Origin of the sequence: Collinsella sp. AF29-7AC (assembly GCF_003475665.1) — a bacterium.
GTDB lineage: Bacteria > Actinomycetota > Coriobacteriia > Coriobacteriales > Coriobacteriaceae > Collinsella.
The window spans coordinates 118,458-141,695 of sequence record NZ_QRQX01000006.1 but is presented as its reverse complement, the minus strand read 5'-3'; the positions used below and the strand labels follow the sequence as shown (position 1 = coordinate 141,695).

General features: G+C 59.6%; 20 protein-coding genes. 4 read left to right on the top strand and 16 right to left on the bottom strand.

The window, feature by feature from the left end; all coding sequences use genetic code 11:
* Positions 1-76 precede the first annotated feature (76 nt).
* The 15 genes from DWZ15_RS04280 to DWZ15_RS04210 all read right to left on the bottom strand — a co-directional run bounded on the left by DWZ15_RS04280 (position 77) and on the right by DWZ15_RS04210 (position 16,741).
* Positions 77-1,195 (bottom strand): hypothetical protein, encoded by a 1,119-nt coding sequence (locus DWZ15_RS04280; RefSeq protein WP_118449579.1) that lies wholly within the window; start codon positions 1,193-1,195, stop codon positions 77-79.
* A gap of 366 nt (positions 1,196-1,561) precedes the next feature.
* The gene (locus DWZ15_RS04275; RefSeq protein WP_117564570.1) at positions 1,562-1,933 is read right to left on the bottom strand and encodes a serine O-acetyltransferase; all 372 of its coding nucleotides are present in this window, start codon (positions 1,931-1,933) and stop codon (positions 1,562-1,564) included.
* 152 nt (positions 1,934-2,085) lie between these two features.
* Positions 2,086-3,126: an NAD-dependent epimerase/dehydratase family protein gene (locus DWZ15_RS04270; RefSeq protein WP_117638206.1), complete on the bottom strand. Its 1,041-nt coding sequence runs from the start codon at positions 3,124-3,126 to the stop codon at positions 2,086-2,088.
* A gap of 66 nt (positions 3,127-3,192) precedes the next feature.
* Complete coding sequence (locus DWZ15_RS04265; protein ID WP_117564572.1) at positions 3,193-4,659, bottom strand: lipopolysaccharide biosynthesis protein; 1,467 nt, start codon at positions 4,657-4,659, stop codon at positions 3,193-3,195.
* Positions 4,660-4,743: 84 nt separating this feature from the next.
* Positions 4,744-5,724: an ATP-grasp fold amidoligase family protein gene (locus tag DWZ15_RS04260; RefSeq protein ID WP_117855789.1), complete on the bottom strand. Its 981-nt coding sequence runs from the start codon at positions 5,722-5,724 to the stop codon at positions 4,744-4,746.
* Positions 5,725-5,834: 110 nt separating this feature from the next.
* Positions 5,835-6,923, bottom strand: coding sequence for an EpsG family protein (locus DWZ15_RS04255; RefSeq protein ID WP_117564574.1), 1,089 nt, complete (start codon positions 6,921-6,923; stop codon positions 5,835-5,837).
* On the bottom strand, positions 6,920-8,023 hold the full coding sequence (locus DWZ15_RS04250) for a glycosyltransferase family 1 protein (protein WP_117564575.1): 1,104 nt from the start codon (positions 8,021-8,023) through the stop codon (positions 6,920-6,922). Before DWZ15_RS04250 ends, DWZ15_RS04255 begins: the two co-directional genes overlap by 4 nt.
* Positions 8,020-8,970: a D-glucuronyl C5-epimerase family protein gene (locus tag DWZ15_RS04245; RefSeq protein WP_117646550.1), complete on the bottom strand. Its 951-nt coding sequence runs from the start codon at positions 8,968-8,970 to the stop codon at positions 8,020-8,022. Before DWZ15_RS04245 ends, DWZ15_RS04250 begins: the two co-directional genes overlap by 4 nt.
* Entirely contained in the window at positions 8,967-10,259 is a 1,293-nt protein-coding gene (locus tag DWZ15_RS04240; protein ID WP_117638202.1) for a glycosyltransferase, read from the bottom strand. The genes DWZ15_RS04245 and DWZ15_RS04240 overlap by 4 nt, the downstream gene beginning before the upstream one ends.
* Positions 10,260-10,264: 5 nt before the next feature.
* Entirely contained in the window at positions 10,265-11,536 is a 1,272-nt protein-coding gene (locus DWZ15_RS04235; protein WP_267489784.1) for a nucleotide sugar dehydrogenase, read from the bottom strand.
* A 43-nt stretch (positions 11,537-11,579) separates the two neighbouring features.
* Positions 11,580-12,497 carry a glycosyltransferase family 2 protein gene (locus DWZ15_RS04230; protein WP_117564578.1) on the bottom strand — a complete coding sequence of 306 codons (918 nt, stop codon included), beginning with the start codon at positions 12,495-12,497 and terminating at the stop codon, positions 11,580-11,582.
* Positions 12,498-12,500: 3 nt separating this feature from the next.
* Positions 12,501-13,301 carry a sugar transferase gene (locus DWZ15_RS04225; protein ID WP_199407920.1) on the bottom strand — a complete coding sequence of 267 codons (801 nt, stop codon included), beginning with the start codon at positions 13,299-13,301 and terminating at the stop codon, positions 12,501-12,503.
* Between the two features lie 87 nt (positions 13,302-13,388).
* Positions 13,389-13,979 (bottom strand): hypothetical protein, encoded by a 591-nt coding sequence (locus DWZ15_RS04220; RefSeq protein WP_118328470.1) that lies wholly within the window; start codon positions 13,977-13,979, stop codon positions 13,389-13,391.
* A gap of 326 nt (positions 13,980-14,305) precedes the next feature.
* Positions 14,306-16,069: a threonine--tRNA ligase gene (thrS, locus tag DWZ15_RS04215; protein ID WP_118449577.1), complete on the bottom strand. Its 1,764-nt coding sequence runs from the start codon at positions 16,067-16,069 to the stop codon at positions 14,306-14,308.
* A 240-nt stretch (positions 16,070-16,309) separates the two neighbouring features.
* Positions 16,310-16,741 carry a zinc ribbon domain-containing protein gene (locus DWZ15_RS04210; RefSeq protein ID WP_055251579.1) on the bottom strand — a complete coding sequence of 144 codons (432 nt, stop codon included), beginning with the start codon at positions 16,739-16,741 and terminating at the stop codon, positions 16,310-16,312.
* Positions 16,742-17,226: 485 nt separating this feature from the next.
* Between DWZ15_RS04210 and DWZ15_RS04205 the strand changes: the two genes are divergently transcribed.
* From DWZ15_RS04205 to DWZ15_RS04190, 4 genes are all read left to right on the top strand, one after another.
* Complete coding sequence (locus DWZ15_RS04205; RefSeq protein WP_118449575.1) at positions 17,227-18,681, top strand: NAD(P)/FAD-dependent oxidoreductase; 1,455 nt, start codon at positions 17,227-17,229, stop codon at positions 18,679-18,681.
* A gap of 1 nt (position 18,682) precedes the next feature.
* Positions 18,683-20,050, top strand: coding sequence for an NAD(P)/FAD-dependent oxidoreductase (locus DWZ15_RS04200; RefSeq protein ID WP_255413742.1), 1,368 nt, complete (start codon positions 18,683-18,685; stop codon positions 20,048-20,050).
* Positions 20,051-20,053: 3 nt separating this feature from the next.
* Positions 20,054-20,464, top strand: coding sequence for a DUF1667 domain-containing protein (locus tag DWZ15_RS04195; RefSeq protein WP_118449573.1), 411 nt, complete (start codon positions 20,054-20,056; stop codon positions 20,462-20,464).
* Between the two features lie 228 nt (positions 20,465-20,692).
* Positions 20,693-21,781, top strand: a complete 1,089-nt coding sequence (locus DWZ15_RS04190; RefSeq protein ID WP_118449571.1) for a Xaa-Pro peptidase family protein — start codon at positions 20,693-20,695, stop codon at positions 21,779-21,781.
* 105 nt (positions 21,782-21,886) lie between these two features.
* Here the strand turns inward: DWZ15_RS04190 and DWZ15_RS04185 are convergent, their stop codons facing one another.
* A complete protein-coding gene (locus DWZ15_RS04185; RefSeq protein WP_118449569.1) occupies positions 21,887-23,230 on the bottom strand; it encodes a folylpolyglutamate synthase/dihydrofolate synthase family protein in 1,344 nt (447 codons plus the stop codon).
* Positions 23,231-23,238 lie beyond the last annotated feature (8 nt).

The following is a 23,238-nucleotide window of genomic DNA, read 5'->3' as shown; positions in this document are numbered from 1 at the left end:
GGCGTTTGCCGGCGCGCCCCTGCTATGCGTCATACACGTTGCAATTGCCCCTACCTAGAAGTGTATGGCAGTTCGATCAATCGCCTTTACGCTTTGGCCTACCTAGAACCGCAATCACGACGTTAACAAACACAAGCGCTGTCCCCAGCAGGAGTAGCGCCAAGGAGGCGGCGATCCAGTTGCTGTCGGCTGTCCTGGGGAGCGTGACGGTGGCAGCGCTGGCGGTCTTGGCCCTGGATGGCGCGGGCGCCGTGGTCCTGGTCGCCGTCGTTTCGGTTGTCGTGGTCGTCTTGGTCGGCGCAGTCGCGGGCTTCAGGACGGGATCGGTCGCGGACCCGGCACCGGGCCGCTCGACGGCAGGACCGGCACCGCCGGCCGGCTCGCCCGCGTCGTCGGTCTCCCCCGCCGGCGCCGTGGTGTCCTCGGGCTCGATCACCACATGCGGCGCCATGGCCCCGGAGGCATCCACAACGCCGCCGGCACCGAAGGCCCCGCCCGCAGGCGTCACAAAGCGCGCATGCACAAGCGACCCGCTCGTGCATGCAACACCGCCATCGGTACCGGTCGCATCGAGCCACGAGGCGTCGACGGAAAGCGTGCACCCGGCCGAGCCAACTCCCGCGCCCGCTCCCTGCAGGTACACGCCGTAGGCACGCGCGCCGGCGGCGGGCGCGGTCCCGACGGCGGCGATGCGCCCGCCGCCGCGCACGGCCATGTCGCCTGCGATCACGCCGGCGAACGCCTCGTCCGTAATATCGGCCCCGTCCGCCCGGACATCGACGGTGCAGCCGTCCACCACGAGCGCCTGCGAAACGTGGATCCCGCACTGCGAGCCCGTCGCCGTCAGGGTCCCGGTGCCGCGAAGCGTCAGGTTGCCCCACACCTCCATACCGCACAGCGTGATGTCCGCATCGGGCGCATGCGACTCCGTCACGGAGTTTTGCCCGGCAAGCGTCAGCACCAGGTCGCCCTCGGCGCCGATGGCCCCACCCGCGTAGCCGTCAAGCTCCAGGTGGTCGGCATCGGTCCAGGCCCAGCCGGGGCCAGACACGCCCGGCTCGCAGTACGTCGCGCCCGCGATGATGAGGCTCTCCGCGCCCGCGTCATAAGAAGGCCCGCCCAGCAAAACGCATAGGCAGGCCATGGCAGCGATCGCGATGTGATGACGGCTGGCGTGGGACTCGGCAGCAAACATACCCGCTCCGATCTTCGCAGGAGCCAATAGAATGTGCACCAGAAAATGCCCTGGTAGCAGCAGTTATTAGTTTAGCGAGATCGATGCGGGGGCAAAGATAAATCGCGTGGGTAATGTCGACAATTAGGTGTAAATCGTTTTGCCAGTCGGTGAAAGGAGGAATGCAGGGTTATGCGTTAAGACGCGCTATCTTTGACACTCACGTTGCATATAGCTTCTGGGAATCTACTACCCGTTCCAGTTTGCTTCACCTTCCGCTCGCATCAGAGCGCGCCAAAGCTCACTGAGTCGCTAACTCGCTGTAATTAGCGAAGACGATCCCCCCCCCTCTATCCTGGATAAGACATGTAAAACCGATTTTATTATTCAGACCCTGTTGTTTATATATTCGTCTGTTGCCCCATCTCGAGAAATGATTTTGCATGGGTGCCCAATCACAATCGAATGGCTTGGTACGTCGCAGTTAACATAAGTGTTCGGTGCAACGAGAACGTCGTTGCCTAAACGAACGCCACCAACAATAGTTGAGTTGACACCAAGCCAAACGCAATCGCCAAGAACAGGCGCACCTTTTCGTTTGCCGCGGTTTTCCCGACCAATTGTCACACCTTTGTGCATATTGCAGTTGCGACCGATAACGGCATTCGGGTTTACCGTAATGCCAAAAGCGTGACCCAGATACAAGCCTTCGCCAATCGAGGTGGCAGGCGCGATCTCGAGACCATATTTGCAAGCCATCCTCTTTCGAAAAAGATGCCATAAAGGATTGTGCGAATTCTGGCACTTTCGAAGTAGCCAAACAAACCTCAAAGCATGGTTTGAGAGAATAGACCCCCCCCCCAAAGCGAATACGGTCACTGCTGTATACATTCGACATTGCTATCACCCAGCTAATTCCCGTAGAACTCGCGATACCACTTCGCGAATTCACGAAGACCGTCCTCGAGCGGCGTTGCGGGTTTGTAACCAAAATCGCGCTCCAAGGCGCCAGTATCCGCATAGGTTACAGGCACGTCACCAGGCTGCATAGGAACGAGCTGCTTATGCGCCTCGAAATCGTAATCGGCGGGGAGCACGCCCTCCTCAACCAGCACACGCTGCAGCGTATCAACGAAGATCAGCAAGTTCTCGGGATTCGAATTGCCGATGTTATACACGCGATGAGCGGCCATTGGCAAACCATCAACACCGATCTTGACCTCAGGAGCGCCGTCCATGACCCTGCGCACGCCCTCCACAATATCGTCCACGTACGTAAAGTCGCGCTTACAATCGCCCATGTTGAAAATCTTAATCGTATCGCCACGACGCAACTTCTCGGTGAAGCCGAAGTATGCCATGTCGGGCCTTCCCATGGGCCCATACACCGTAAAGAAGCGCAGGCCCGTGGCTGGGATGGAGTAAAGCTTGGAGTAGGCCGCGGCCATTAGCTCGTTGGACTTCTTTGTGGCGGCGTACAGGCTCACCGGAGAGTCTACACGGTCGTCCTCCGAGAAAGGCACTTTCTCGTTGCCGCCGTAGACGGAGGAAGAGCTCGCGTAGACAAGATGCTTCACCGGGTGGCGCCTGCAAGCCTCCAATATATTGAAGAACCCTACCAGGTTGCTGTCTATGTAGGCCTTGGGGTTCTCGATGGAGTATCGCACACCGGCCTGGGCGGCCAAGTTCACCACAACGTCGAAGCCGTTCTCAGCGAACAGGCGCTCTATCAACGCGGCATCGCACAGGTCGCCGCGCACGAAGGCGAAACGCCCCGCCTTGTCCACCTCCGCCAGCATTCGCAGGCGAGCCTCCTTGATGCCAGGGTCGTAGTAGCTGTTCACGTTGTCCAGACCGATGATCGCGTCGTCGGTGGTTTCGAGCAGCCGCTTCACCAGAAACGCCCCGATGAAGCCGGCGGCGCCAGTGACGAGGACTTTTCTATCCTGCATATATACCCCACTCTTTCGTTTTAAGGAAGTCCTGAGATGGAACTCCCAACAAGTTAATTACAGACCTCAAAACGTTTTAAAGCCGCCGCCCTTGACCAGCTTCAGCAGCACCCTCCTACTCTTGGGCAAAGCAAAGCAAATCGCGAAATAGACAACGACGCACCCTACAATGTCCAACCCGACGCCAAGCCAGTTGCTAGATGCGAGTCCATACGTCACCCATGCAAATGCGCACATCATCGATGTGCAGAAAATGGGCTCCTTGAGCGACAACATAGTGCGCCCAAACGAAAGGCCAACCACGAAATATGTGACCACTTGGTTGATAGCAATCAAAAGGATTCTCAATCCCGCATCAGCCCACACGACGGCATCGAACCCTTGCATAGCCGCCACGGTCATAAGCGGCGTCATCAACACGAGGTACATCACCTGCACAAGCGTAGACACGCGCGGTTTACCAAGAGAGCGATACATCTCGCTGCTGTAGTATGAGAGCAGCACCATCGGCCCCTGCACCAGCCCATACAACCCGAACATGAGCGTCGCCTCGCCCCACTGATCGCCGAGCAACAGGGCCACCAAAGGCTCGCGGAATACGAAGATACCCGCAGACAACGGCAACAGGAACAATGCCACCATGAACTGGAAGCGTCGCAGATAAGCAACGTATTCTTCCCGATCAAACTGAAGGCGCGAAAGTGACGAGAACAAGATGGGCGTCGTAGCGTTCGTGATAATCCCGAAGCACCCGCTCACAAAGGTGACTGGCGTCTTGTAATATCCCAACTCAGCCGCACCCAGGAAATGCCCCACGATAAAGGTGCCCGCCCAAGAGGAAAGCCATATGGTGAACGACTCCAAAAGCGTCCATCCGCTGAATGAGAACATAGCCTTCAGCATGTTGAAGGAGTAGAAAAAACGCGGCTTCCACTCAGACAGCAGAGTCAGCCCCACTGCATTTACAATATTCGCCGCCAAAGTGCCAACGATAAGCGACCAGTAACCAAATCCCATAAACGCCAGTACAAGCGTCGAGCCGAAGTTAAGTAAGGTCGACGTCAGTCTCACCGGCATAAGCGACTTGAAATCGAGATTACGGTGGAACAACGCCATCTGAATGCTCGAAAACGACGTCAACGGGAGAGAGAGGCAGGCCACGGCCAAGGGAAAGCCCAGCGACGGATTGCCCACGAAGGTGGCCACCGGATCGTTGAATATGGCAATGAGACACCACAGGACCACCGATATGCCGAAGTTCGTCCAAAAGGCCACGTTAGCGTTGGCATGCAGGTCTTTTTTGTCTCGGAAGCTGTGTTGCACCAGGTACTTCTGGAACCCGGCGTCCGCGAACATGTCGGCAAAGCTCACTACCATGGTGACGGTCGCCACCATGCCAAACGCCTCTGGCGCCAGCAGCCTCGCTAAGACGAGCTGCGAGATAGGCGAGATGATTTTGGCGATAATCTCGGTTGCCAGAGACCACTTTGCCGCGCTTGCCGACCTCGCCCGGAGGTCTTTTGTGTCGGACATACTAAACCTCCATGAAGAAACGCCGGAGCGCGCTTACTGGCTGATTATCCATGCGCACGCACTGAATGCAGCTTTCGTTTGCCATCATTCCTCGTTTTCACGTTGGGGCAAAGAAACCATTTGCCCCAACGTCCTCTCCGCCTCAGCGGGGCTGAAAGGCGTAAACCCGCCCCACGGGTAGAAAGTCAGCTCGCCGACGAGAACGCGCCCCTTGCAGATGAAGAGGTCGACCCTCAAGAAAGGTACACCGTCACTCAGTTTCCTTGATAGCTCGAGCATCTCGCTGAGCTGCTCCGGGGCAGGGATCGTCTCTTCGGAACTCGCGTATCCCATCGCCAAAGGCAGCAGATTCCACTCAGTGTCGTAGAAATCGTTGTACCTCTTCTCAGAATCGTTCTTGTCCCCGTGACAATAAGAAATCAGCCGGGGTTCCCCGTCAAAGCAGAAGAAGTCGAACTCGTCGATGCCTTCCCAGTTATCGTCTTCATCACGGGCATTATCGCCCTCGCTCTCCAAGAACTCCTCGGCGAACACGACGGGCTTCACGTTCTTGTAAGGCCATTCCCTGCACCCGTAAAAATAATTCTGCTTCAAATGACCCCGAAAAAAGTCCTTGGCACTGTTGAGATCGAAGTGTCCCTTGTCAGTGCAGATGAGCACGCCGCCGCAGTCGTGGTTCGTTTTGAGTACGAACTTCTCCGGTAGCCCACTCACATCGATGTCATCAGCGGAATTCCAGGCGCCCAACGTCTTGACCACGTGCTCGGAGCCCACACGCGAGGCAATGAGGTCCTTAGCGCGGTACTTGTCGACCATGGTCGTGTACGCAGGGTTGTGATCGTTAAGCTTCAGCCACTGCATCTTCTCAGTGAAGGTCACCGGCGAGTCTATGCTAGGCCACATGCCCAACTTGGCGCGATGCATCAATCGAAGGTGCGTCCTGTCGGAAACCCATTTCGTTAGACCCTTCGACGTAAAGGCACAGTAGGCCATCCACGGGTCACTTAGGTATTTTTTAATTTTGCTTTCCATATATACAATTTCCTTAAGTCCGAGCTTAAACAAAGCGTTTTACTTTTTAATTCTCTGCGCTACACATGGAACAAGCCCTGGGCGTATGCAAACCACCAACGTAGACTTTGCTCGTATATGCCCGAAACGGTTTCGGGCACTATTTACCCCATCCAGACGAACGAATAAGACTCGATACCAAGCCCGGTATGAAGCAGATAGGCATAAAAGGCGTAGAAAAGGAACCAGACAACTAGAAAACAGCCAAGACAAAAACGGGCTTTTATTTTCCGAGCGTCCTTCACGAAGCCTCCGAAAATCACAGGGCCTAATACGGTGAAGTAATAGGCTATGCGGCCGGCGTTGGCAATCACATAAGAGGACGCCGAAGCCAAAATGCCTAAAGCGTAAAACACGAGCGGCATCCGGTTGGCTTTGAGCCGCGACGTTCCGTCGCTCTCAACCGGGGCAACATTCGCAGTTTCGCGGCTGACGAAATATGCGATCGCGAGGACGGTCGCCTGCGCAAAAACCATCAACCCGATGCTCGATTCGTTCACGGAGTAACGCGCATACCGGTCGACGAGCTTAGAGCCCGCATAAGCTGCCAGGAACAGCAGGGCAACCGATGCAAGCATCTTCGCGGCGAACTGCGATCGGCTCTTGCTTTTGTTGGAAAATAGGTAGTAGATGAGGAATAGGACCCCTATCAGGGCGGACGCGTGCAAAAGAGCGCCAACAGCCCACCAAGCGCAAAAAAGCAACGGCTTATTCTGTTCTAAAAACCTGGTTGCGTAGAAAACCAGCGAGACTGCAATCATCTGGCACGTCAGACACATAGACAGCGGGAACACCGTTGCCGTATAGACGAACATCGCAAACGAGAGCGATGCCGTTCGTCTAAAATCCCAAAGCCTGAAAGCAAAAAAGGCGTTGGTGATCAGCGACTCGACGACGAGCAAGAACGAGTAATTGTTACAGATATGGAGCACCGCACTTGTGAAGACACCGTACGGAACGCTGAACGTATGGTTCCACATCGTGGTCCCATACGCGTAGAAGTACTCGATTCCCTCTTTATAACCCAGGGTATCCTGCCCAACCGCATACGACCTCAAGCCCCCGATGGCGGTAAGAAGAACCACGGCAGCGACCAGCCCAGCCTTACTCTTGCCGTTTTCCGACATGCGCGCAAGCGCCGCTGAAAGCAAAACGACAAGAAAGTAGAAAAGCGATGTTTCGATAAAGTTCATCCGAATACCAGCCTCACGAAACCGGGAAGCTCCGAATTGATTTCATAGCCCGAGCCTTTCAAATCCCTCGCACTGGCGCTTGACCCTATGCGATCCGCGGAGAGCGCGGCGTCGGCCCATTCGTCCAGAGCGTCGCCCAGACTTTTGTAAACGACGTTCTCGCAAATGCCAACCTCCCGCGTGATGGAGTCGCTAATCACGCAAGGGAGTCCGTTTGCCTGCGCCTCGACGACGACGTTCGGCAGGCCTTCGTAGACAGAGGGGAAGATGAAGACGTCCATAGCCGAATAGAGACGGCGGACATCGCTCCTAACCCCGGCAAACACCACCCTATCGGTCAATCCGAGCTCGGCAACGCGCCTCTCAACGGCCGTGCGTGTCTCGCCTTTGCCGACGAGAATGAGGACGGCGTCTGGCCTTCTCCGGGCGATTTCAGCAAAAACATCGACAAGGAAGAGGTGGTTCTTCTGCTCACTGAACCTCCCGACGTGCCCGACGACATAGGACTCGGCAGGAACGCCCAGTTCGCGCTTAACATCGTCCCGTGTCGAAGCGTCATAGGCGTAGTCCTCGAGGTTGAGCGCGTTCTTCATGAGATGGAAACGCGGCCCCGATACCCCCGCCTTGCCGAACATGTAGACGCCCGCCTCGGTAGACGGGGCGGCGAAGTCGGTCGCCGCAACCCTGACAAGGGGCTTGAAAAGATTGTGCAGCAGGGTCTCCTTTTTGCTGTTCGAAACTGTACCCGTGTTGCTTGACCTGAATATGGTTCTGGACACGCCTCCGAATCTCATGGCGAGCAAATCAAGACAGGAAAGGCTGTGCTGAGACGACCTGACAGCACAGCAATAACCGCCGTCCCGGGCTATCTGCATGAGCCGCTTGAACGATGCGACCGGCCCGGCCTCGGTCTTCTTGACTGTGTGCACAATTCTGCCGCCCATCGACTCGATTTCGGCGTCGTAAAAGCCCGGCACGTCGGACGACACACAGAAGTCGAGCTGATAGCGCGACTTGTCCAAAGCCCGGTAATACTTCATGAATACCGTCTCGGCCCCGCCGGTGTCCATCGAGGTCACGATATAGAGGGCCTTCTTCATTGGACGATCACCGCATCGGATTTCTCGATCAGCTTCTGCAGCGCCTTTTTAGCAATCGCCTTCCTGCGGTTGGCCGGAGATTCCTGATAGCGCTCGTATACCTCGGCCTTCACCGCGAACCTTGCGTCGCCTGAAAGATCCGCCATTGCGCGGAGCTGCGCTATATGTAGATGATGGTAGGCGGGAGAGGCGATATGCTTTTCCATGTCGTAATAAGACCAGAAGCCGGCGTCGTAGTCATCCAAATGGCAAGCCAACGTCTCCGCAGAGTGCTTGAATGGCCCGGCGAAGCGCGCGTCGACCAACGATGCGTCATAGAGACCGAAAAGGCTAAACACCCAACCGTTCATGACACTGCGCCTGGGGCGTTGAGGGTACTCCTCCAGGAACAGTTCTCCCCCGTCATGCGACGACACGCCGCCATTGTCCATGTCGATAAGCATGAACTCGGCAGCTTTCAGCGCCGCAACTCTATAGCACTCGTCCCCGAAAGCCGCATGGGCCCTCAGCAGCATCGAGCACCCCTCGCCTTGGGCCATCGAGGAGACGGAGTACTTAGCGCTGCCTATCGGACCAAATGCGTCCCAAGAGCCGTCATCCCGCTGGGCGCCGATCGCCCAATCCGAGCATACCCTTAGTGCGTCGAGAAAGCGCTCAACTTCATCCGACCTGAGAATGCTCAAGTCGTAACAGCCCAAACCGTATTGGAAAATGGCGATGGGGAAATGCACCCGCGCCCCACCGGCGATGACGCTAACAGGGACACCGCCCTCGTCGAGCAGAGTACTGCCAGTGACCTTGCCGGTCAAATCGTTGTAGTACCCGGACAACTGTCCGACATTATAGGCCCTGCCCAAGCTCTGCTCTACGGCCACAGCCGTCTTGCCAGTGAGCATTTTGCTCCACCTTTTGAGCATGGTCATCTTCTGCGCAATCTGGCCCATCATTCACCTTCGTTTCTGTAATCGACTCCGAGCGAGCGCACAAGCCCCTCCACGTTGGCCTCCAAACGGAAGTCCCTCTCCCAAACGGCCCTTGCAGCGCGCCTCATAGAAGACCCTTCGGCCTTGCCCAAAAAGACGAATCGCTTTATGGCCGCGGCGACATCTTCCGGTCCACAGTCACTAGGTAGGAGAAAGCCGTTGACGCCATCGCTTACTATCTCGTGGGTTCCGCCAACGTCCGTGGCGATGACGGGAATGCCGAATCCGCAGGCCTCCATGATCGAAAGCGGCAGGCCCTCGCTTGACGAGACGTTCACGAAGACGTCGAAATGCTTCGCTGCGTACTCCCCCAAAAGCGCGTCGTTCGGCAAAGCCCCCGCGAACTTCGCGGTGGAGTGCGTCAGCAACGAGCAGGCGGCCCTCGCCTCCTCGAGCTGTGGGCCGTCGCCGTAATGGGTCCATTCGACGCGAAGCCCTTCGGCATCAAGAAGGGTGACAGCCTTAGCAAGAAGAGGCACGCGCTTAACGTCGACAATACGCGAGCACGAGACGACCCGCAACGGGCAGGTCAACGGCTCGCCGGACTTGTCTGGCATCTCCCGCGTTCCGAGATAGGAGGTCGTCACCTTGCCCTCATGGCCCGGCCAGTTCGCGTTTATGTATTCCTCCCCGTCTTTCGAGCAGGGAAGCACTCCGGAAAGCTTGGATAGGAGGTATCCCCGGAAGGGCAAATAATGCACATCGGTACGATCTGCATACAGATCGTACCCATGTGCACGCGCAACGGCGCGTGCACATGGGTACGTGCCGGTCAGCCAAGCAGCGACCAAAGCGGTGTCGTAAAGCCAAAAGCTGTATATGTGCGTGGGCTCAAAGCCAAAGCGGACCAGTTCCTCCGCAAGCACGTCCGCCTTTGCCTTCGCCCTCGCGGCAAAGTAGCCCCGAAACACGCGCTTTCCGATTCCATGAACGGATTCTGTGGCATAGGCCTCACGAACGTCCGCACCGCCCAAAAGGGGAAACGCGATCCCTTTGACTGCAAGCAAAGCCTTGTCCTTGGAGGTATTACCGCAACCCAAGGCCAGGGGCGTCACATTGCCCGGCAGCGCGCAGGTGGGCGCGTCACCCGGCTGCGCCTCGGTCCCCACGGCGAGCACCTCGTCGAAATAGGTCGAAAGAACGCCTATCTCGTTCTCGAGATAGGACTCAGCGGCGACCTCGCCGCGGTTAAAGGGGAACCTCCTCGTCAGAAGGAGCAGCCGTCTCTTTTTTTTATCAGCAGTAATCGCCACAAATACTAATCCCTCTTGAATAGGTCGCGGGTATACACCTTGCCGGCAACATCGGCCAGATCGTCGCTCCACCGGTTGGCAATGATCACGTCGCACTCGGCCTTGAACCTCTCAAGGTCATGCGTCACCTCGGAACCGAAGAATTCCGGCGCGTCCAGCGTTGGCTCGTAGACAACGACCGGCACTCCCTTGGCCTTCACGCGCTTCATAACGCCCTGGATGGAACTGGCGCGGAAATTGTCGGAGTTCGACTTCATGGTCAGGCGGTACACGCCCGCCACGGGCTTCTCCTTGCCTTCGTATACCTTGTCCCACAGCAGTTGCAGTACCTCGTCTGCAATGTAGTCCTTGCGAGTGCGGTTGGCATCGACGATGGCCTCGATAAGGTTCTGAGGCACGTCCTTATAGTTGGCCAGCAACTGCTTGGTGTCCTTGGGCAGGCAGTAGCCGCCGTAGCCGAAGGAGGGGTTGTTGTAGTGGGAGCCAATGCGGGGCTCTAGGCACACGCCATCGATGACGTCCTTGGTGTTGAGTCCCCTCATCTCGCAGTAAGTGTCCAGCTCATTGAAGTACGCCACGCGAAGTGCCAGATAGGTGTTGGCGAACAGCTTCACGGCCTCCGCCTCGGTGGTACCAAGAACGAGCTGCGGGATGCCCGTCGTGCCATCAGGGTTGGTGCGCTCAAGCTCGGCGGGGCCGACGCCTTGGGCGAGCAGCCCAGCAAACGTCTTTGCGGCCTTCACAGCTTCCTCGTCGTCCTTGGGCGCGCCCACAACGATGCGGCTAGGGTGCAAATTATCGTAGAGCGCCTTGCTCTCTCGAAGGAACTCGGGGCTGAAGATGATGCGGCTGTCGCCAAGCGTCTCGCGAAGCGACGAAGTGTAACCCACAGGGATGGTCGACTTGATGACAATCCAGGCCGTCGGGTTCACCGAGCGGATTGCCGAAATTGCGGCTTCAACAGACGAGGTGTCGAAAAAGTTGCGGTCCGAGTCGTAGTTCGTTGGCGTGGCCACGATGGCGAAATCCGCGCCTGTATAGGCCTCGGCGACGTCCACGGTTGCATGCAGGTCGAGCTTCCTCGTGCCCGCCTTAGCCTCGGCCAGGAAGAGCTCAATCTCGTCGTCCTGGATGGGCGACTGAAAAGCGTTAATCTTCTCTACCTTCTCAGAGACGATGTCGAGCGCGCGCACCTCGTTGTGCTGCGAGAGCAGAACGGCCAACGAGAGCCCCACATAGCCGGTGCCGGCGACTGCTATCTTCATTTTTTCGGACATATCATTCAACCTTTCGTTAAGAGCAGGCACACATATGAAATAGTTAGGATTTCGCCTTGCCGAAGAACTTCAGCGCCTCAGAGACGCAGGCGGCGGGCGATGAGGCAATGGCCTTTAAGGCGTAAATCACAGCCTGGCCTGGCTGGTTGCTGCGCTTCATAGCGAAGGCGAGCACGGCGTTGTGGCGAAATTCGATGTAGCGCACATCCTTCTTGCTGAGGCGCGGGTAGTAGCCGCGCACCACCTCGTGCCTTGCGACCTCGCCGTTTACCTTGTTCTTGCCAAGCGAGAGCCTCTCGCCGGAATGGAGGTACTGCCTCACGTGCACCTCGGGCATGTAGCCCATGTGGGCGCCAGCCTCTATGCAGCGCAGCATCAGCCACCAGTCTTGGCCGGTCGCCACCTCGCCGAAACCCTCAGTGCGGTCGAACAGGTCGCGCCTGAGCATATAGATGGCCGTTGGGCTTATCGGCGTTAGGAGGTGCGCGCGCAGCAGACCCTCGGTGGAGAAGTCCTCGCAATGGTCGAGCCTGCGGTGCTCCACAAGCCGGCCACGTTCGTCATACCACGAGACATCCTGCCAGCTCATGTCGAGGGAGTTTTCCTGCATGAAGGCGACCTGGGTGGACACCTTGTCAGGCAGGAACTCGTCGTCATCGTCGAGGAACGTGAGGTACTCGCCCGTCGCCTGGCGGCAGGCGTAGTTGCGCGCCGCCCCGCCGCCGGTCTGGCCGGAGGTGTGCAGCAGCCTAAAGTGCGGAAGGCTCGCGGCATAGGGGGCGACCGCCGCGTCAGTCTCGGCGCTTTCCGGCCACTCCGGCCGATTGTCGCTCACTACAATCAGTTCGATGTTCTCCGCGCCGTAGTCCTGCGCGGCGATTGAGTCCAGGGCCACGCGAATCCTGTCAGAGCGCTTGTAGGTCGGCACCACGATCGAGACGAGGGGTTTGTCAGCACTCATGCGCTACCTCCCCGTCTTCTTCTTGCCGAACATGACGCCAAAGGTCTTGAAGAAGACCTTCCAGTCTGCCTTGAGGCTGGCACCCTTCGCGTAGGCAAGCTCGAACTCCTGGCGCAGGCCGTTCTCGAAGGTCGCGAGGTTGCGCGGGCCCGACTGCCAGGCACCGGTAATGCCCTGCGGGACGGCAAGCACCTGCACCTGTTGCTCGTGCGTAAAGTTCCCGAGCTCCTCGTAGGTGATGGCGCGAGGGCCGATGACGGAGAGCTGGCCCGCGAGCACGTTGAAGAACTGGGGCAGCTCGTCCAGGGAAGTCTTGCGCAGGACGCGGCCTAGCTTGGTGATGCGGGGATCGTTTGTGACCTTCCGCTCGCGGTGCCACTCCTCGATCTGCTCGGGGCTGAGGTACTTCTCCACGTCGTTGGCGTCGGCGACCATGGAGCGGAACTTGAGCACGCGGATGGGGCGACCGAAGCGCCCCGCGCGCTCGTGAGCGTAGATGGGTGCGCCCTTGGTATCGGCCGCAATGAACGCACAGAGCACCGCGCCAGGGATGAGCCCCACGACGCAGACGCACGCGCTGAACGCGATGTCGAAGGTGCGCTTGACGAAGCGGTAGCCAAGCGACCTCGTGTCGAGCGCGCGGGACTCTGCGGCAAACTCGGGCGAGCCTGGGAGGCTCATCGTGCCCGTGCTTGCAGCGGATCCGGCACCGGCGCCCGCCGCGCTCTCGCGCCGGTCCATGGCCTGAGCAATGAGCGCCGCGCCCACGGGCGCATTATCCTCTGTTACTTCTTTAGTAGTCACAATAAAAATTTCGTTCCTGTCCCCAGGAACCCCCCCCCCCAATCCACAAATTCAAAAACCAAATAAATTGCCGGCGTAACGTCTTCCTTACGTTTTGCTCGGCACGTCTAACGGAAGCAGCTCCCTAAATGCGGAGTCGCCTTCGCCCACGTCCACCAGGCACCAGCGCTTGTGACGGTCGATCTTTTTTACGTGGGCCTCTTGCCCCACAAGTGGGCCCTGCTCTATGTGCAGCACACCGTCTTCAATGCGCGCAACGCTGTTGCGCACCACGCCGTCGTCGTCGAGCACGCTGCGGTACCAGTCCTGCGCATCGTCCGGCATGGGCGCATAGGCCCGCTCCCTGCTGCCGGCGATGCGGCAGCCAAAGCTCAACTGAGCCAAAGCCCTATCGAGCGCTGCGGCATCGTGCGTGGCGACGAAGAAATATTCCTTGTACATGGGTTTGGTTTGGAGCGACCATGCGCCGTCCCGCTTAAACCAGAACTCCTTTTGCATCACAAAAGCGTCCTGCATAAGGTTGTGCGGGATAATGCAGCGGACCTTTTCGCAGATCTCGCGCTCTTTTCCATTGGGGGTGTGGACCAGATACCAGCGGACGCGGCCGTGCTGGCTGTTGGTGGTGGCGCCGTTAAATGCGCCCGGCAGCTGCTCTTGGCGCCGTGCCGTCTGTTCCATGTTCTCGCCCCCTCTTTTTGGCTTTGCGATGCACGCAAATGCAGGGGCGTTTAGAACAGGCTTCTCGCTCGCAGCTAGGCGCAGTCGCAAAAGTACAGGTTTTTGTATCTTTCGACAGACGACATTATACGAGCAATTAATCAGCGTTTGCCCAGATTACGCAAAATGTACTGCTAGTAGGTACATCTCCATACCCCTCTATAAAAACCTGTACCTTTTTGTGCAACAAAAAAAGCCGCTCAACCAGCGGCTTTTCTTATTTCGGCATGAAAAAGGCGACCGCCCTGTGTAGACGGTCGCCTTTGTTAATTGTTGTGAAGTTTGCCTTAGGCGCGAGTCTTGATCTCCTCGAGCACCTTCGCAACAAACTCGTCAACGCTCATCTGAACGGTCTCGTTGGAGCGATCGCGGACGGAGATGCTGCCGGCCTCGACCTCCTTCTCGCCCAGAATGAGCATGTAGGGCACGCGGTCGATGCTGCGGGCCTCGCGGATCTTGTAGCCGATCTTCTCGTCGCGGTCGTCGCAGACCACGCGAATGCCGGCCTCCTCCAGCTTGGCACACACCTCGTGGGCGTAGTCGCGGCTCTTCTCGGAGACAGGAAGCGCTTTGACCTGCACGGGAGCCAGCCAGGTGGGGAACTTGCCCGCAAAGTGCTCAATCAGAATACCAATGAAGCGCTCGATGGAGCCAAAGCATACGCGGTGCAGCATGATGGGGCGCTTCTTGGTGCCGTCGGCGTCCACGTACTCAAGATCAAAGTTGAGCGGCATCTGGAAGTCGAGCTGGACGGTGCCGCACTGCCAGGTACGTCCGAGCGAGTCCTCCAGGTGGAAGTCGATCTTGGGGCCGTAGAAGGCGCCATCGCCCTCGTTGACCTCGTAGTCCATGCCCAGCTTCTCCAGAGCGGTGCGCAGGCCCTCCTCAGCGCGTGCCCAGTCCTCGTCGGAACCCATGGAGTCCTCGGGGCGGGTGGAAAGCTCAACATGATACTTAAAGCCAAACTTTTGGTACACGGAGTCGATGAGGTTGACCACGCCCACGATCTCGTCGGTCAGCTGGTCGGGGCGCACAAACAGGTGGGCGTCGTCCTGGTTAAAGCAGCGCACGCGGAACAGGCCGTGGAGGGCGCCGCGCAGCTCGTGGCGGTGCACCAGGCCAATCTCGCCGGCGCGGATAGGCAGCTCGCGGTAGGAGTGCGGCTTGCTCGCGTACACCAGCACGCCGCCCGGGCAGTTCATGGGCTTAATGCAGTACTCTTCGTCGTCGATGACGGTGGAGTACATGTTGTCCTTGTAGTGGTCCCAATGGCCCGAAGTCTTCCACAGCTGCTTGTTCATGATGAGCGGCGTGGAGATCTCCACGTAGCCGGCCTTGTGGTGGATCTCGCGCCAGTAGTCCAGCAGCGTGTTCTTAAGGATCATGCCGTTGGGCAGGAAGAACGGGAAGCCAGGGGCCTCGTCGCGCATCATAAAGAGGTCCATCTCGCGGCCGATCTTGCGGTGGTCGCGCTTCTTGGCCTCCTCCAGCATGTGCATGTGCTCGTCGAGCTCTTCCTTGGTGGCAAAGGCGACGCCGTTGATGCGGGTGAGCATCTTGTTGTCCTTGTCGCCCTTCCAGTAGGCGCCCGAGACGCCGGTGAGCTTAAAGGCCTTCAGCGCCTTGGTATAGCAGATGTGGGGGCCGACGCACATGTCGATGTAGTCGCCCTGCTGGTAGAAGGTGATGCGGGCGTCGTCGTCCAGGTCGCCAATGTGCTCGACCTTGTACTTCTCGCCGCGCTCCTCCATAAGGGCGATGGCCTCGGCGCGGGGCTTCTCGTACACGGTGAACTTGAGGTTCTCCTTGACGATCTTCTTCATCTCGGCCTCGATCGCGGGGAAGTCGTCCTCGCTGATCTTGACGCCCTCGGGCAGGTCGACGTCGTAGTAGAAGCCGTTGTCGGTCGCAGGACCGTAGGCAAAGTCGGCCTCGGGATAGAGACGCTTGATGGCCTGTGCCATGATGTGCGCGGCGGAGTGACGGATGACGTGCGTGACCTCGTCCTGCGGGAGCTCGGCCACCGAACCGTCATTGTAGAGTGCCTTCATGGGTATGTTTTCTCCTCTCGGATGCCTAATGCAAGTGCGTGCGATGCGCTCGGCGTTTTTGACTTGCATCATTATAGGCAGGTTGCCTTGGTATACAAGCGCCCGCCGCACCTTAATGGCACGGCGGGCGATTTTCTACGCATGCTTCATCGTGTGGGGGCGGGGCTGTGGGGCGCGTGCTTGCGGCGTGCGCGAGATGCGCGGTGCCCGTGGGTTGCGGCCGGCCCGGCGATGGATGCGTTACTGGATGCGAGTTCGGCAGTAGGGGCAGACCTTCCAGTGCGCGTCGAGCGGGCGATGGCAGCTGGGGCACACGTTGCGAACCTGGGTATCGCACACCGGGCAGACCACAAAGTCCTTCTCGATGGGCGCGCCGCACTGCGGGCAGGTGCCATACTGGGCAAGCTGGCGCTCACGCAGGGCCATGTCCAGCTCCTGCTCCTCGCGGTCGGACGCGTAGGAGTGCGGGCGCAGGACCAGGTAGGCAATGAGGCCCACAAACGGGATGAGGGCGATGATGCCCCATGCCACGTAGGCGCTGGCGCCGCGGCGGCGAGCGTCGATGAACACATAGACGACCGACAGCACATACAGGGCGATGATAAAGCCAACGAAAGCATAGACGACGCCCATAAGCTGCGGCGACATGAGCTCGGAGATGTACTTGGACATTACGGATACCTTTCGGGATATTAACAGTCCGGTCAAGTTTACCACGGGGTTTGTTTATATGGGACCACGGCTAGGGGCGGGGCTGGCGCGGACACAAACATCTCAATCTGTAACAGGCGGGAGCGGAATCCGGGTCTAAACGTTACAGATCGAGACACAGGGGTCCCTCCCCGACTTCAATCTCGATCTGTAACATCTTGGGCCCCAAAACCCCTCTTACTGTTACAGATCGAGACATTCAAAATCCGCCGGAAGGTTTGTCTTGATCTGTAACATCTAGAACCCAGATCCTCGTCTAACTGTTACAGATGGAGACGAACAGTTGCCTTAGTTGTCGGCAGACGAGGTTATCGACGTTACTGAGTCTCCCCTCGTCTGCCGTTGGCGGGTGTTGCGGGGCTGTTCGCCGCATTGCCGCCGCACTGGGGGTGTGCAGACCGTAGGATAGTCGTATTGACAGCCTGTCAACTCGTCTGGGAGGCACTGTGACAGAAACGTTTGATATCGCGATTGTGGGCGCGGGCATCACCGGATGCGCCATCGCGCGGCAGCTCGCGCGCTATGACCTGTCCATTTGCGTGGTCGAGGAGGCTAACGATATTGCGCTGGGCGCGTCGAAGGCCAACGGCGGCCTGGTGCACGCTGGCTACGATCCGGCTCCGGGCACCGTAAAGGCGCAGGTCAACGCCCGTGGCTGCGAGCTATATGGCGCGTGGGCCCAGGAGCTGGGCTTTCTGTTCTGCCGCACCGGGTCGATGGTGCTGGGGTTTAACGACGAGGACCGAGCGCATCTGGAGCAGCTGCGCAGCAATGGCCTGGTCAACGGGGTGCCCGAGCTGTCGATCGTCGGATCCGACCGCATCCACGAATTAGAGCCGCGCGCCAGTGCCGATGCAACGTGCGCGTTGTGGTGCCCTTCGACCGGTTTTGTCGACCCGTTTGAGGTCGCCATCGCCGCGCTGGAGAACGCCGTAGCCAACGGCGTGACGTTTATGCGTTCCGCGTCGGTGGAAGCGATTGAGGTTACGGACTCGGGCGAAGACGCACGCTTTACGCTGGCAACCCCCGCTGGCAACGTGCGCTGCCGCTACCTGATCAACACCGCGGGCAACGGAGCCGCGGACATCTCGCATATGGCGGGCGCCGAGGAGTTCCATATGGTCTGGCGTCAGGGCAACATCGTGGTGCTGGACAAGGAGCCGCGCACGCTCATGCCGCTCTACCCTGTTCCCACGCCAGTGTCCAAGGGCGTTATCGTCACGGGTACCGTACATGGCAACACCGTGATTACCGCGACGGCTGCCGTGCGCGAGCCAGGCGACACGCAGACCTACGCGACCGATGTCAACGCGCTCCTGACCGGTGCGCACAAGCTGGTGCCCGATCTGGACACGCGTCGCGTGGTGCGCGCGTTTGCCGGCGGTCGACCGGTCATTCAGGGAACGAACGACTTCTTTATTGGGCAGTCGGCCGTGGTGCCGGGGCTGTTCCAGGCGGCAGGTATTCAGTCGCCGGGCGTGGCGAGCGCGCCGGCCATTGCCGAGCGCATGGAGCGCGTGATGCGCGAGGCGGGCGTTGCTTTGCGCGAAAGGGCCGATTGGGACCCGATTCGCCGCGCGCCGGACGACTTTGACCGCGTGCCGCTTGCGCGCAAGGAAGAGCTCATTGAATCCGACCCCGCTTGGGGGCAAATCGTCTGCCGCTGCGAAACGGTGCCCGAGGCCGAGATTGTTGCCGCGATCCGACGCCACCCGGGCGCGATTTCGGTCGAGGGCGTCAAGCGCCGCTGCCGCGCCGGCATGGGTCGGTGCCAGAGCGGCTTTTGCCAGAGCCGCGTGGTAGCGATCCTGGCGCGCGAACTGGGCTGCGACCCCAGCGAGGTGTTGTTGGAGGATGCCGGATCTTGGCTGGTCCAGGGACCGCTGAAGGGGGTACGCTAGGATGGCGACGTTTGATATGCGCGACGAACGCGCGGAGGCTCGAACCGCAGAGGTCGGAGCCTCAACGCCCGTGCAAACGCAGGCGTTCGATGTGGTCGTTATCGGCGGCGGACCTGCCGGCATGGCGGCCGCGCTGGCCGCTCATAAGGCCGGAGCGCGCGTGGCCATCGTGGAGCGCGAGCAGCATCTGGGCGGTATCCTCCGCCAGTGCATCCACCCCGGCTTTGGCCTGTCGCACTTTAAACAGGAGCTCACCGGTCCCGAGTACGCGCAGCGCTTTATCGACCAGGTGCACGCAACCGACATTGCGCTGTTCCTGAACAGCATGGTGCTTGGGATTGATTCAGGCGAGCCTGCGGAAGACACCGCGGGCCATACCGTCACGCTCATGAGCCGCGCCGGCATGCTGCAGCTCACCGGGCGCGCAGTTGTCCTTGCCATGGGGTGCCGCGAGCGCACCCGCAGCGAGATCAAGATACCCGGCAGCCGCCCCGCCGGCGTTTTCACGGCGGGCCTGGCGCAGCGATACATCAATATCGAGAACCTCAAACCCGGCTCGCGCGCCGTCATTTTAGGCTCGGGCGATATCGGGCTGATCATGGCGCGCCGCTGCACGCTCGAGGGGATTTCGGTCGAGGGTGTGTACGAGCTCATGCCGTACGCCAACGGCCTGCGTCGCAATGTTAAGAACTGCCTGGAAGACTTTGGCATTCCACTGCATCTGTCTACCACAGTCACGCGTGTGATCGGGCACGATCGTGTGGAGGCTGTCGAGGTAAGCCAGGTCGACGAGCATCTTGCACCCATTCCGGGGACCGAGCGCGTTGTTCCGTGCGACACGCTGCTGCTTTCGGTGGGCCTGATTCCCGAGAACGAGCTTTCGGTGGGGGCGGGCGTTGAGCTTGACCCGCGCACGCGTGGCGCCGTGGTGGACCAGAGCCTGCAGACAAGCGTGCCGGGCATCTTTGCGTGCGGAAACGTGCTGCACGTGCACGACCTGGCCGACAACGTGACGACTGAGTCCGAGAGGGCTGGCGCAGCTGCAGCGGCGTACGCGCTGGAAACCGGCGCGGGCCTCGTTCCGGACTGCAAGCTCACCGTCTCCCCTGCCGGCATTGCGGGATACGCACTGCCGGGACGCATTACGGCTGTGGCGCTCACCAAACTCGACTTCCGTGTGCGCCGGCCAGTCGATGCCGCCCGCGTGAGGATCTTGGCCGACGGCGAGGAACTGTTCGCCGGCAAGGTCCGCGCGTTTAAACCGAGCGTCATGGAAAGCTTCCCGCTGCCGGCAAAGGTGCTTCAGCAGGCGCTCGACATGGGTGTTACCGAGATTGTCTTGTCCGTCGATCCCATTGAGGAGGCATAGCTCATGAGCACGAATGCAATCGAAACGTTGCAGTTCAACTGCACCACCTGCCCGTCCGAGTGCCTCCTGACCGTAGAGGTAGAGCGCGACGCCAATGGCGCCGTGGTGGAAGTACGCTCCGTAACCGGCAACAACTGCCCGCGCGGCGATAAGTTCGCACATCAGGAGCTCACCTGCCCCATGCGCTTGCTCACAACGACCGTGGCCGTCTCCGGCGGCGACGAAGCCCTACTCCCCGTCCGCACGGCCGAAGCCATCCCGCTAGAACTCCACGCCCAAGCCATGAACCTCATCCGAGGCCTAGTCGTCAACGCCCCCATCCGCATGGGCGACGTCGTGCTGGAAGATCTTCTCGGCACCAACATTGACCTAGTCGCCAGCATGAACATCGACCGAGCCCAAGTAGCTAATTAGGGACGGAGCTCTTTTAGCTACTCCACCATCCGCCCGGTCCTCCTCCGCAGTTGCGGTGAAATACGGACTGTTTTATGGCTTCAGGCCGCTAAACAGTCCGTATTTCACCGCAACTTATGAGGGTGCGCATGGGATGCAAAGGAATGTCCCGAGGTGCCGGCATAAAAGGAACGTCCCCATGTGCCGGGCTTGGGATACCATGGTGGCAGCCTAGCGAAAGGATGTTTCATGGCACATGTCGATGACCAGCGTGTGGCACGCGTGCTCGATGCGCTCGAGGCTCAGCACCCCGGCGCGCAGCTGCTTGTGAATGACCCGTGGTCGATCTACTATCTGACCGGGTTTTATGCCGATATGTTCGAGCGTTTTTGTGGCGTGCTGCTCGCGCGCAATGCCGAGCCGGTGATCCTAGTCAACGCCCTGCACCAGCTGCCAGAGTATGACAACGCCCGCGTTGCCTACCACACCGATACCGATATCGTGGCCGACGCCATCGCTCGCGAGATCGATCCGACCAAGCCGCTCGGCATCGATACCGTCATGCGTTCTGGCTTCTTAATGCCCCTCATGGAACGCCAGGCCGCAAGCGAGTTTTTCCTGGGTGACTTTGCCGTCACCGCCGCACGCACCTACAAAGACGCTACCGAGCAGGAGCTTATGCGCGCGTCCTCGGCCGCCAACGACGCCGTGATGGCCGACGCCATCAAGCTCGTCCATGAAGGCGTGACGGAGCGCGAAATTGCCGATCAGATGCTCGGTCTGTACCGCAAGCACGGCTGCGAGGGCTTTAGCTTTCCGCCCATCGTGAGCTTTGGCGCCAACGCCGGCGACCCGCACCACGAGCCCGACGACACCGCACTCAAGCGCGGCGACGTGGTGCTGTTCGATATTGGCGGACGCCATCGCAACTACTGCTCGGACATGACGCGCACGTTCTTTTGGGGCGAGCCGGACGAGGAGACGGCGCGCATCTACGATATCGTGCGCCGCGCCAACGAGGCCGCCGAGGCGCTCATCGCACCGGGCGTGCGCATGTGCGACCTGGACCGTGCCTCGCGCGACGTGATTGAGGACGCGGGCTACGGCGAATACTTTACGCATCGCCTGGGACACTCGATCGGCCTGCAGGACCACGAGCCAGGCGACGTCTCGCTCGTCAACGAGCAGGTCGTGGAGCCGGGCATGACGTTCTCCATCGAACCGGGCATCTACCTCCCCAGCCGCACCGGTGTCCGCATCGAGGACCTGGCCCTGGTGACCGAGAACGGCGTCGAGATTCTCAACGCCTACCCCCACGATCCGGTCCGCCTAGACTAGGCACGCCACCAAAGCTCCCCTAGAAGTTGCGGTGGAATACGGACTGTTTAAGGCTTCTAGCCCATAAAACAGTCCCTATTTCACCGCAACTGATGAGGGGATGGGTTAGCGCAGCAAGCCTGCCACTTCGCCGGCTAGGGTAATGGTGCCGGCTGCTACGAAGGGCTCGCCCGCGTCCTCGAAGGCGGCGAGGGCCTCGGGTACGCTCGGATACACGCCCGCAAGCTTGTCGGCATCCACCAGGGCGGCAAGCTTCTGCGCGGGCAAGGCGCGATCGGAATCGGTCTGCGTCACGACCACGCGTGGGAAGGCCGGGATTAGCACGTCGACGATGCCCGCCACGTCCTTATCGGCCAGCGCGGCGCACAGCAACGTGGGGCGATTCTCTACGCACGAATCGATCTCGTCCAGTGCGCTCACAAAGTTCTCGCAGCTCTGAGGGTTATGACAGGCGTCGATCAGCTTGAGCGGATTGGTTCCCAGCACATCAAAGCGACCCGGCGTGGGGCAGCCCATAAGCGACGCATCGAGCTTGTCATGATCGAGCTCGCGACCCAGATACCCCTCGCACAGCATAATCGCGCACGCGGCATTCTGCGGCTGATACGCCGGCTTGACCATGCTAGACGTATAGATCGCACGCGGCGTGGTGCAGCTAAACTCAACCGTGTCGCCCACATGTGCCGGCACCTTGGTCGTGGCATGGTTCACCACCAGCGGCACTATGCCGCACTCGCGACAACGTGCATCCATCACGCGCTGAACGCTCGCCTCGTGCGTACCCTCGCCCAAAACAACCAGGCGTCCAGGCTTAATAACCGCAGCCTTCTCCCCCGCAATGGCCTCGAGCGTATCGCCCAAAATGCGTGTGTGATCGAGCCCAATGCCCGTAATGGCAACGGCGACGGGATCGGTCGCACTCGTGGCGTCCCAGCGTCCGCCCATGCCGACCTCGAGCACGGCAACATCCACCGCGGCCTCGGCAAACACGACAAGTGCGGCAGCCGTCAGCAGGTCAAACGGCGTAATGGAATAGGCGCGCTCCCCCGCCGCCACACGACGGGCATTCACGCGATGTCCTGCCTCAACAGCAGCAGAAACACCACGGGCAAACGACTCGTCGCTCACAACGCGCCCATCAACCTCCATGCGCTCGGGATAGCGCACCAGCTGCGGCGACGTATACAGCGCGGTCTTTAACCCCTCACCACGAAGGATGGCAGCCGAAAAACGCGTGGTCGAAGTCTTGCCATTAGTACCGGCAACCTGAATGCAATCGAAATACTCGTCCGGACGTCCCAGCTCATCAAGCATATCGACAACCGTCTCAAGCAAAGGACCAGCATCCCCAGAAATCCGCCCCGTATCAGCAGCCAGCCCAACAGCCTCATCAAACGAAAGCAAATCAAACTCAAAAGGAACGGTATACAAGCCGGAACGCTTAGGCATTTTTAGAA

Coding starts and splice junctions, on each gene's coding strand:
- DWZ15_RS04280 (WP_118449579.1), bottom strand. CDS start 1,195: ATGTTTGCTGCCGAGTCCCACGCCAGCCGTCATCACATCGCGATCGCT.
- DWZ15_RS04275 (WP_117564570.1), bottom strand. CDS start 1,933: ATGGCTTGCAAATATGGTCTCGAGATCGCGCCTGCCACCTCGATTGGC.
- DWZ15_RS04270 (WP_117638206.1), bottom strand. CDS start 3,126: ATGCAGGATAGAAAAGTCCTCGTCACTGGCGCCGCCGGCTTCATCGGG.
- DWZ15_RS04265 (WP_117564572.1), bottom strand. CDS start 4,659: ATGTCCGACACAAAAGACCTCCGGGCGAGGTCGGCAAGCGCGGCAAAG.
- DWZ15_RS04255 (WP_117564574.1), bottom strand. CDS start 6,923: ATGAACTTTATCGAAACATCGCTTTTCTACTTTCTTGTCGTTTTGCTT.
- DWZ15_RS04250 (WP_117564575.1), bottom strand. CDS start 8,023: ATGAAGAAGGCCCTCTATATCGTGACCTCGATGGACACCGGCGGGGCC.
- DWZ15_RS04245 (WP_117646550.1), bottom strand. CDS start 8,970: ATGATGGGCCAGATTGCGCAGAAGATGACCATGCTCAAAAGGTGGAGC.
- DWZ15_RS04235 (WP_267489784.1), bottom strand. CDS start 11,536: ATGTCCGAAAAAATGAAGATAGCAGTCGCCGGCACCGGCTATGTGGGG.
- DWZ15_RS04230 (WP_117564578.1), bottom strand. CDS start 12,497: ATGAGTGCTGACAAACCCCTCGTCTCGATCGTGGTGCCGACCTACAAG.
- DWZ15_RS04220 (WP_118328470.1), bottom strand. CDS start 13,979: ATGGAACAGACGGCACGGCGCCAAGAGCAGCTGCCGGGCGCATTTAAC.
- thrS (WP_118449577.1), bottom strand. CDS start 16,069: ATGAAGGCACTCTACAATGACGGTTCGGTGGCCGAGCTCCCGCAGGAC.
- DWZ15_RS04210 (WP_055251579.1), bottom strand. CDS start 16,741: ATGTCCAAGTACATCTCCGAGCTCATGTCGCCGCAGCTTATGGGCGTC.
- DWZ15_RS04200 (WP_255413742.1), top strand. CDS start 18,683: ATGGCGACGTTTGATATGCGCGACGAACGCGCGGAGGCTCGAACCGCA.
- DWZ15_RS04195 (WP_118449573.1), top strand. CDS start 20,054: ATGAGCACGAATGCAATCGAAACGTTGCAGTTCAACTGCACCACCTGC.
- DWZ15_RS04190 (WP_118449571.1), top strand. CDS start 20,693: ATGGCACATGTCGATGACCAGCGTGTGGCACGCGTGCTCGATGCGCTC.
- DWZ15_RS04185 (WP_118449569.1), bottom strand. CDS start 23,230: ATGCCTAAGCGTTCCGGCTTGTATACCGTTCCTTTTGAGTTTGATTTG.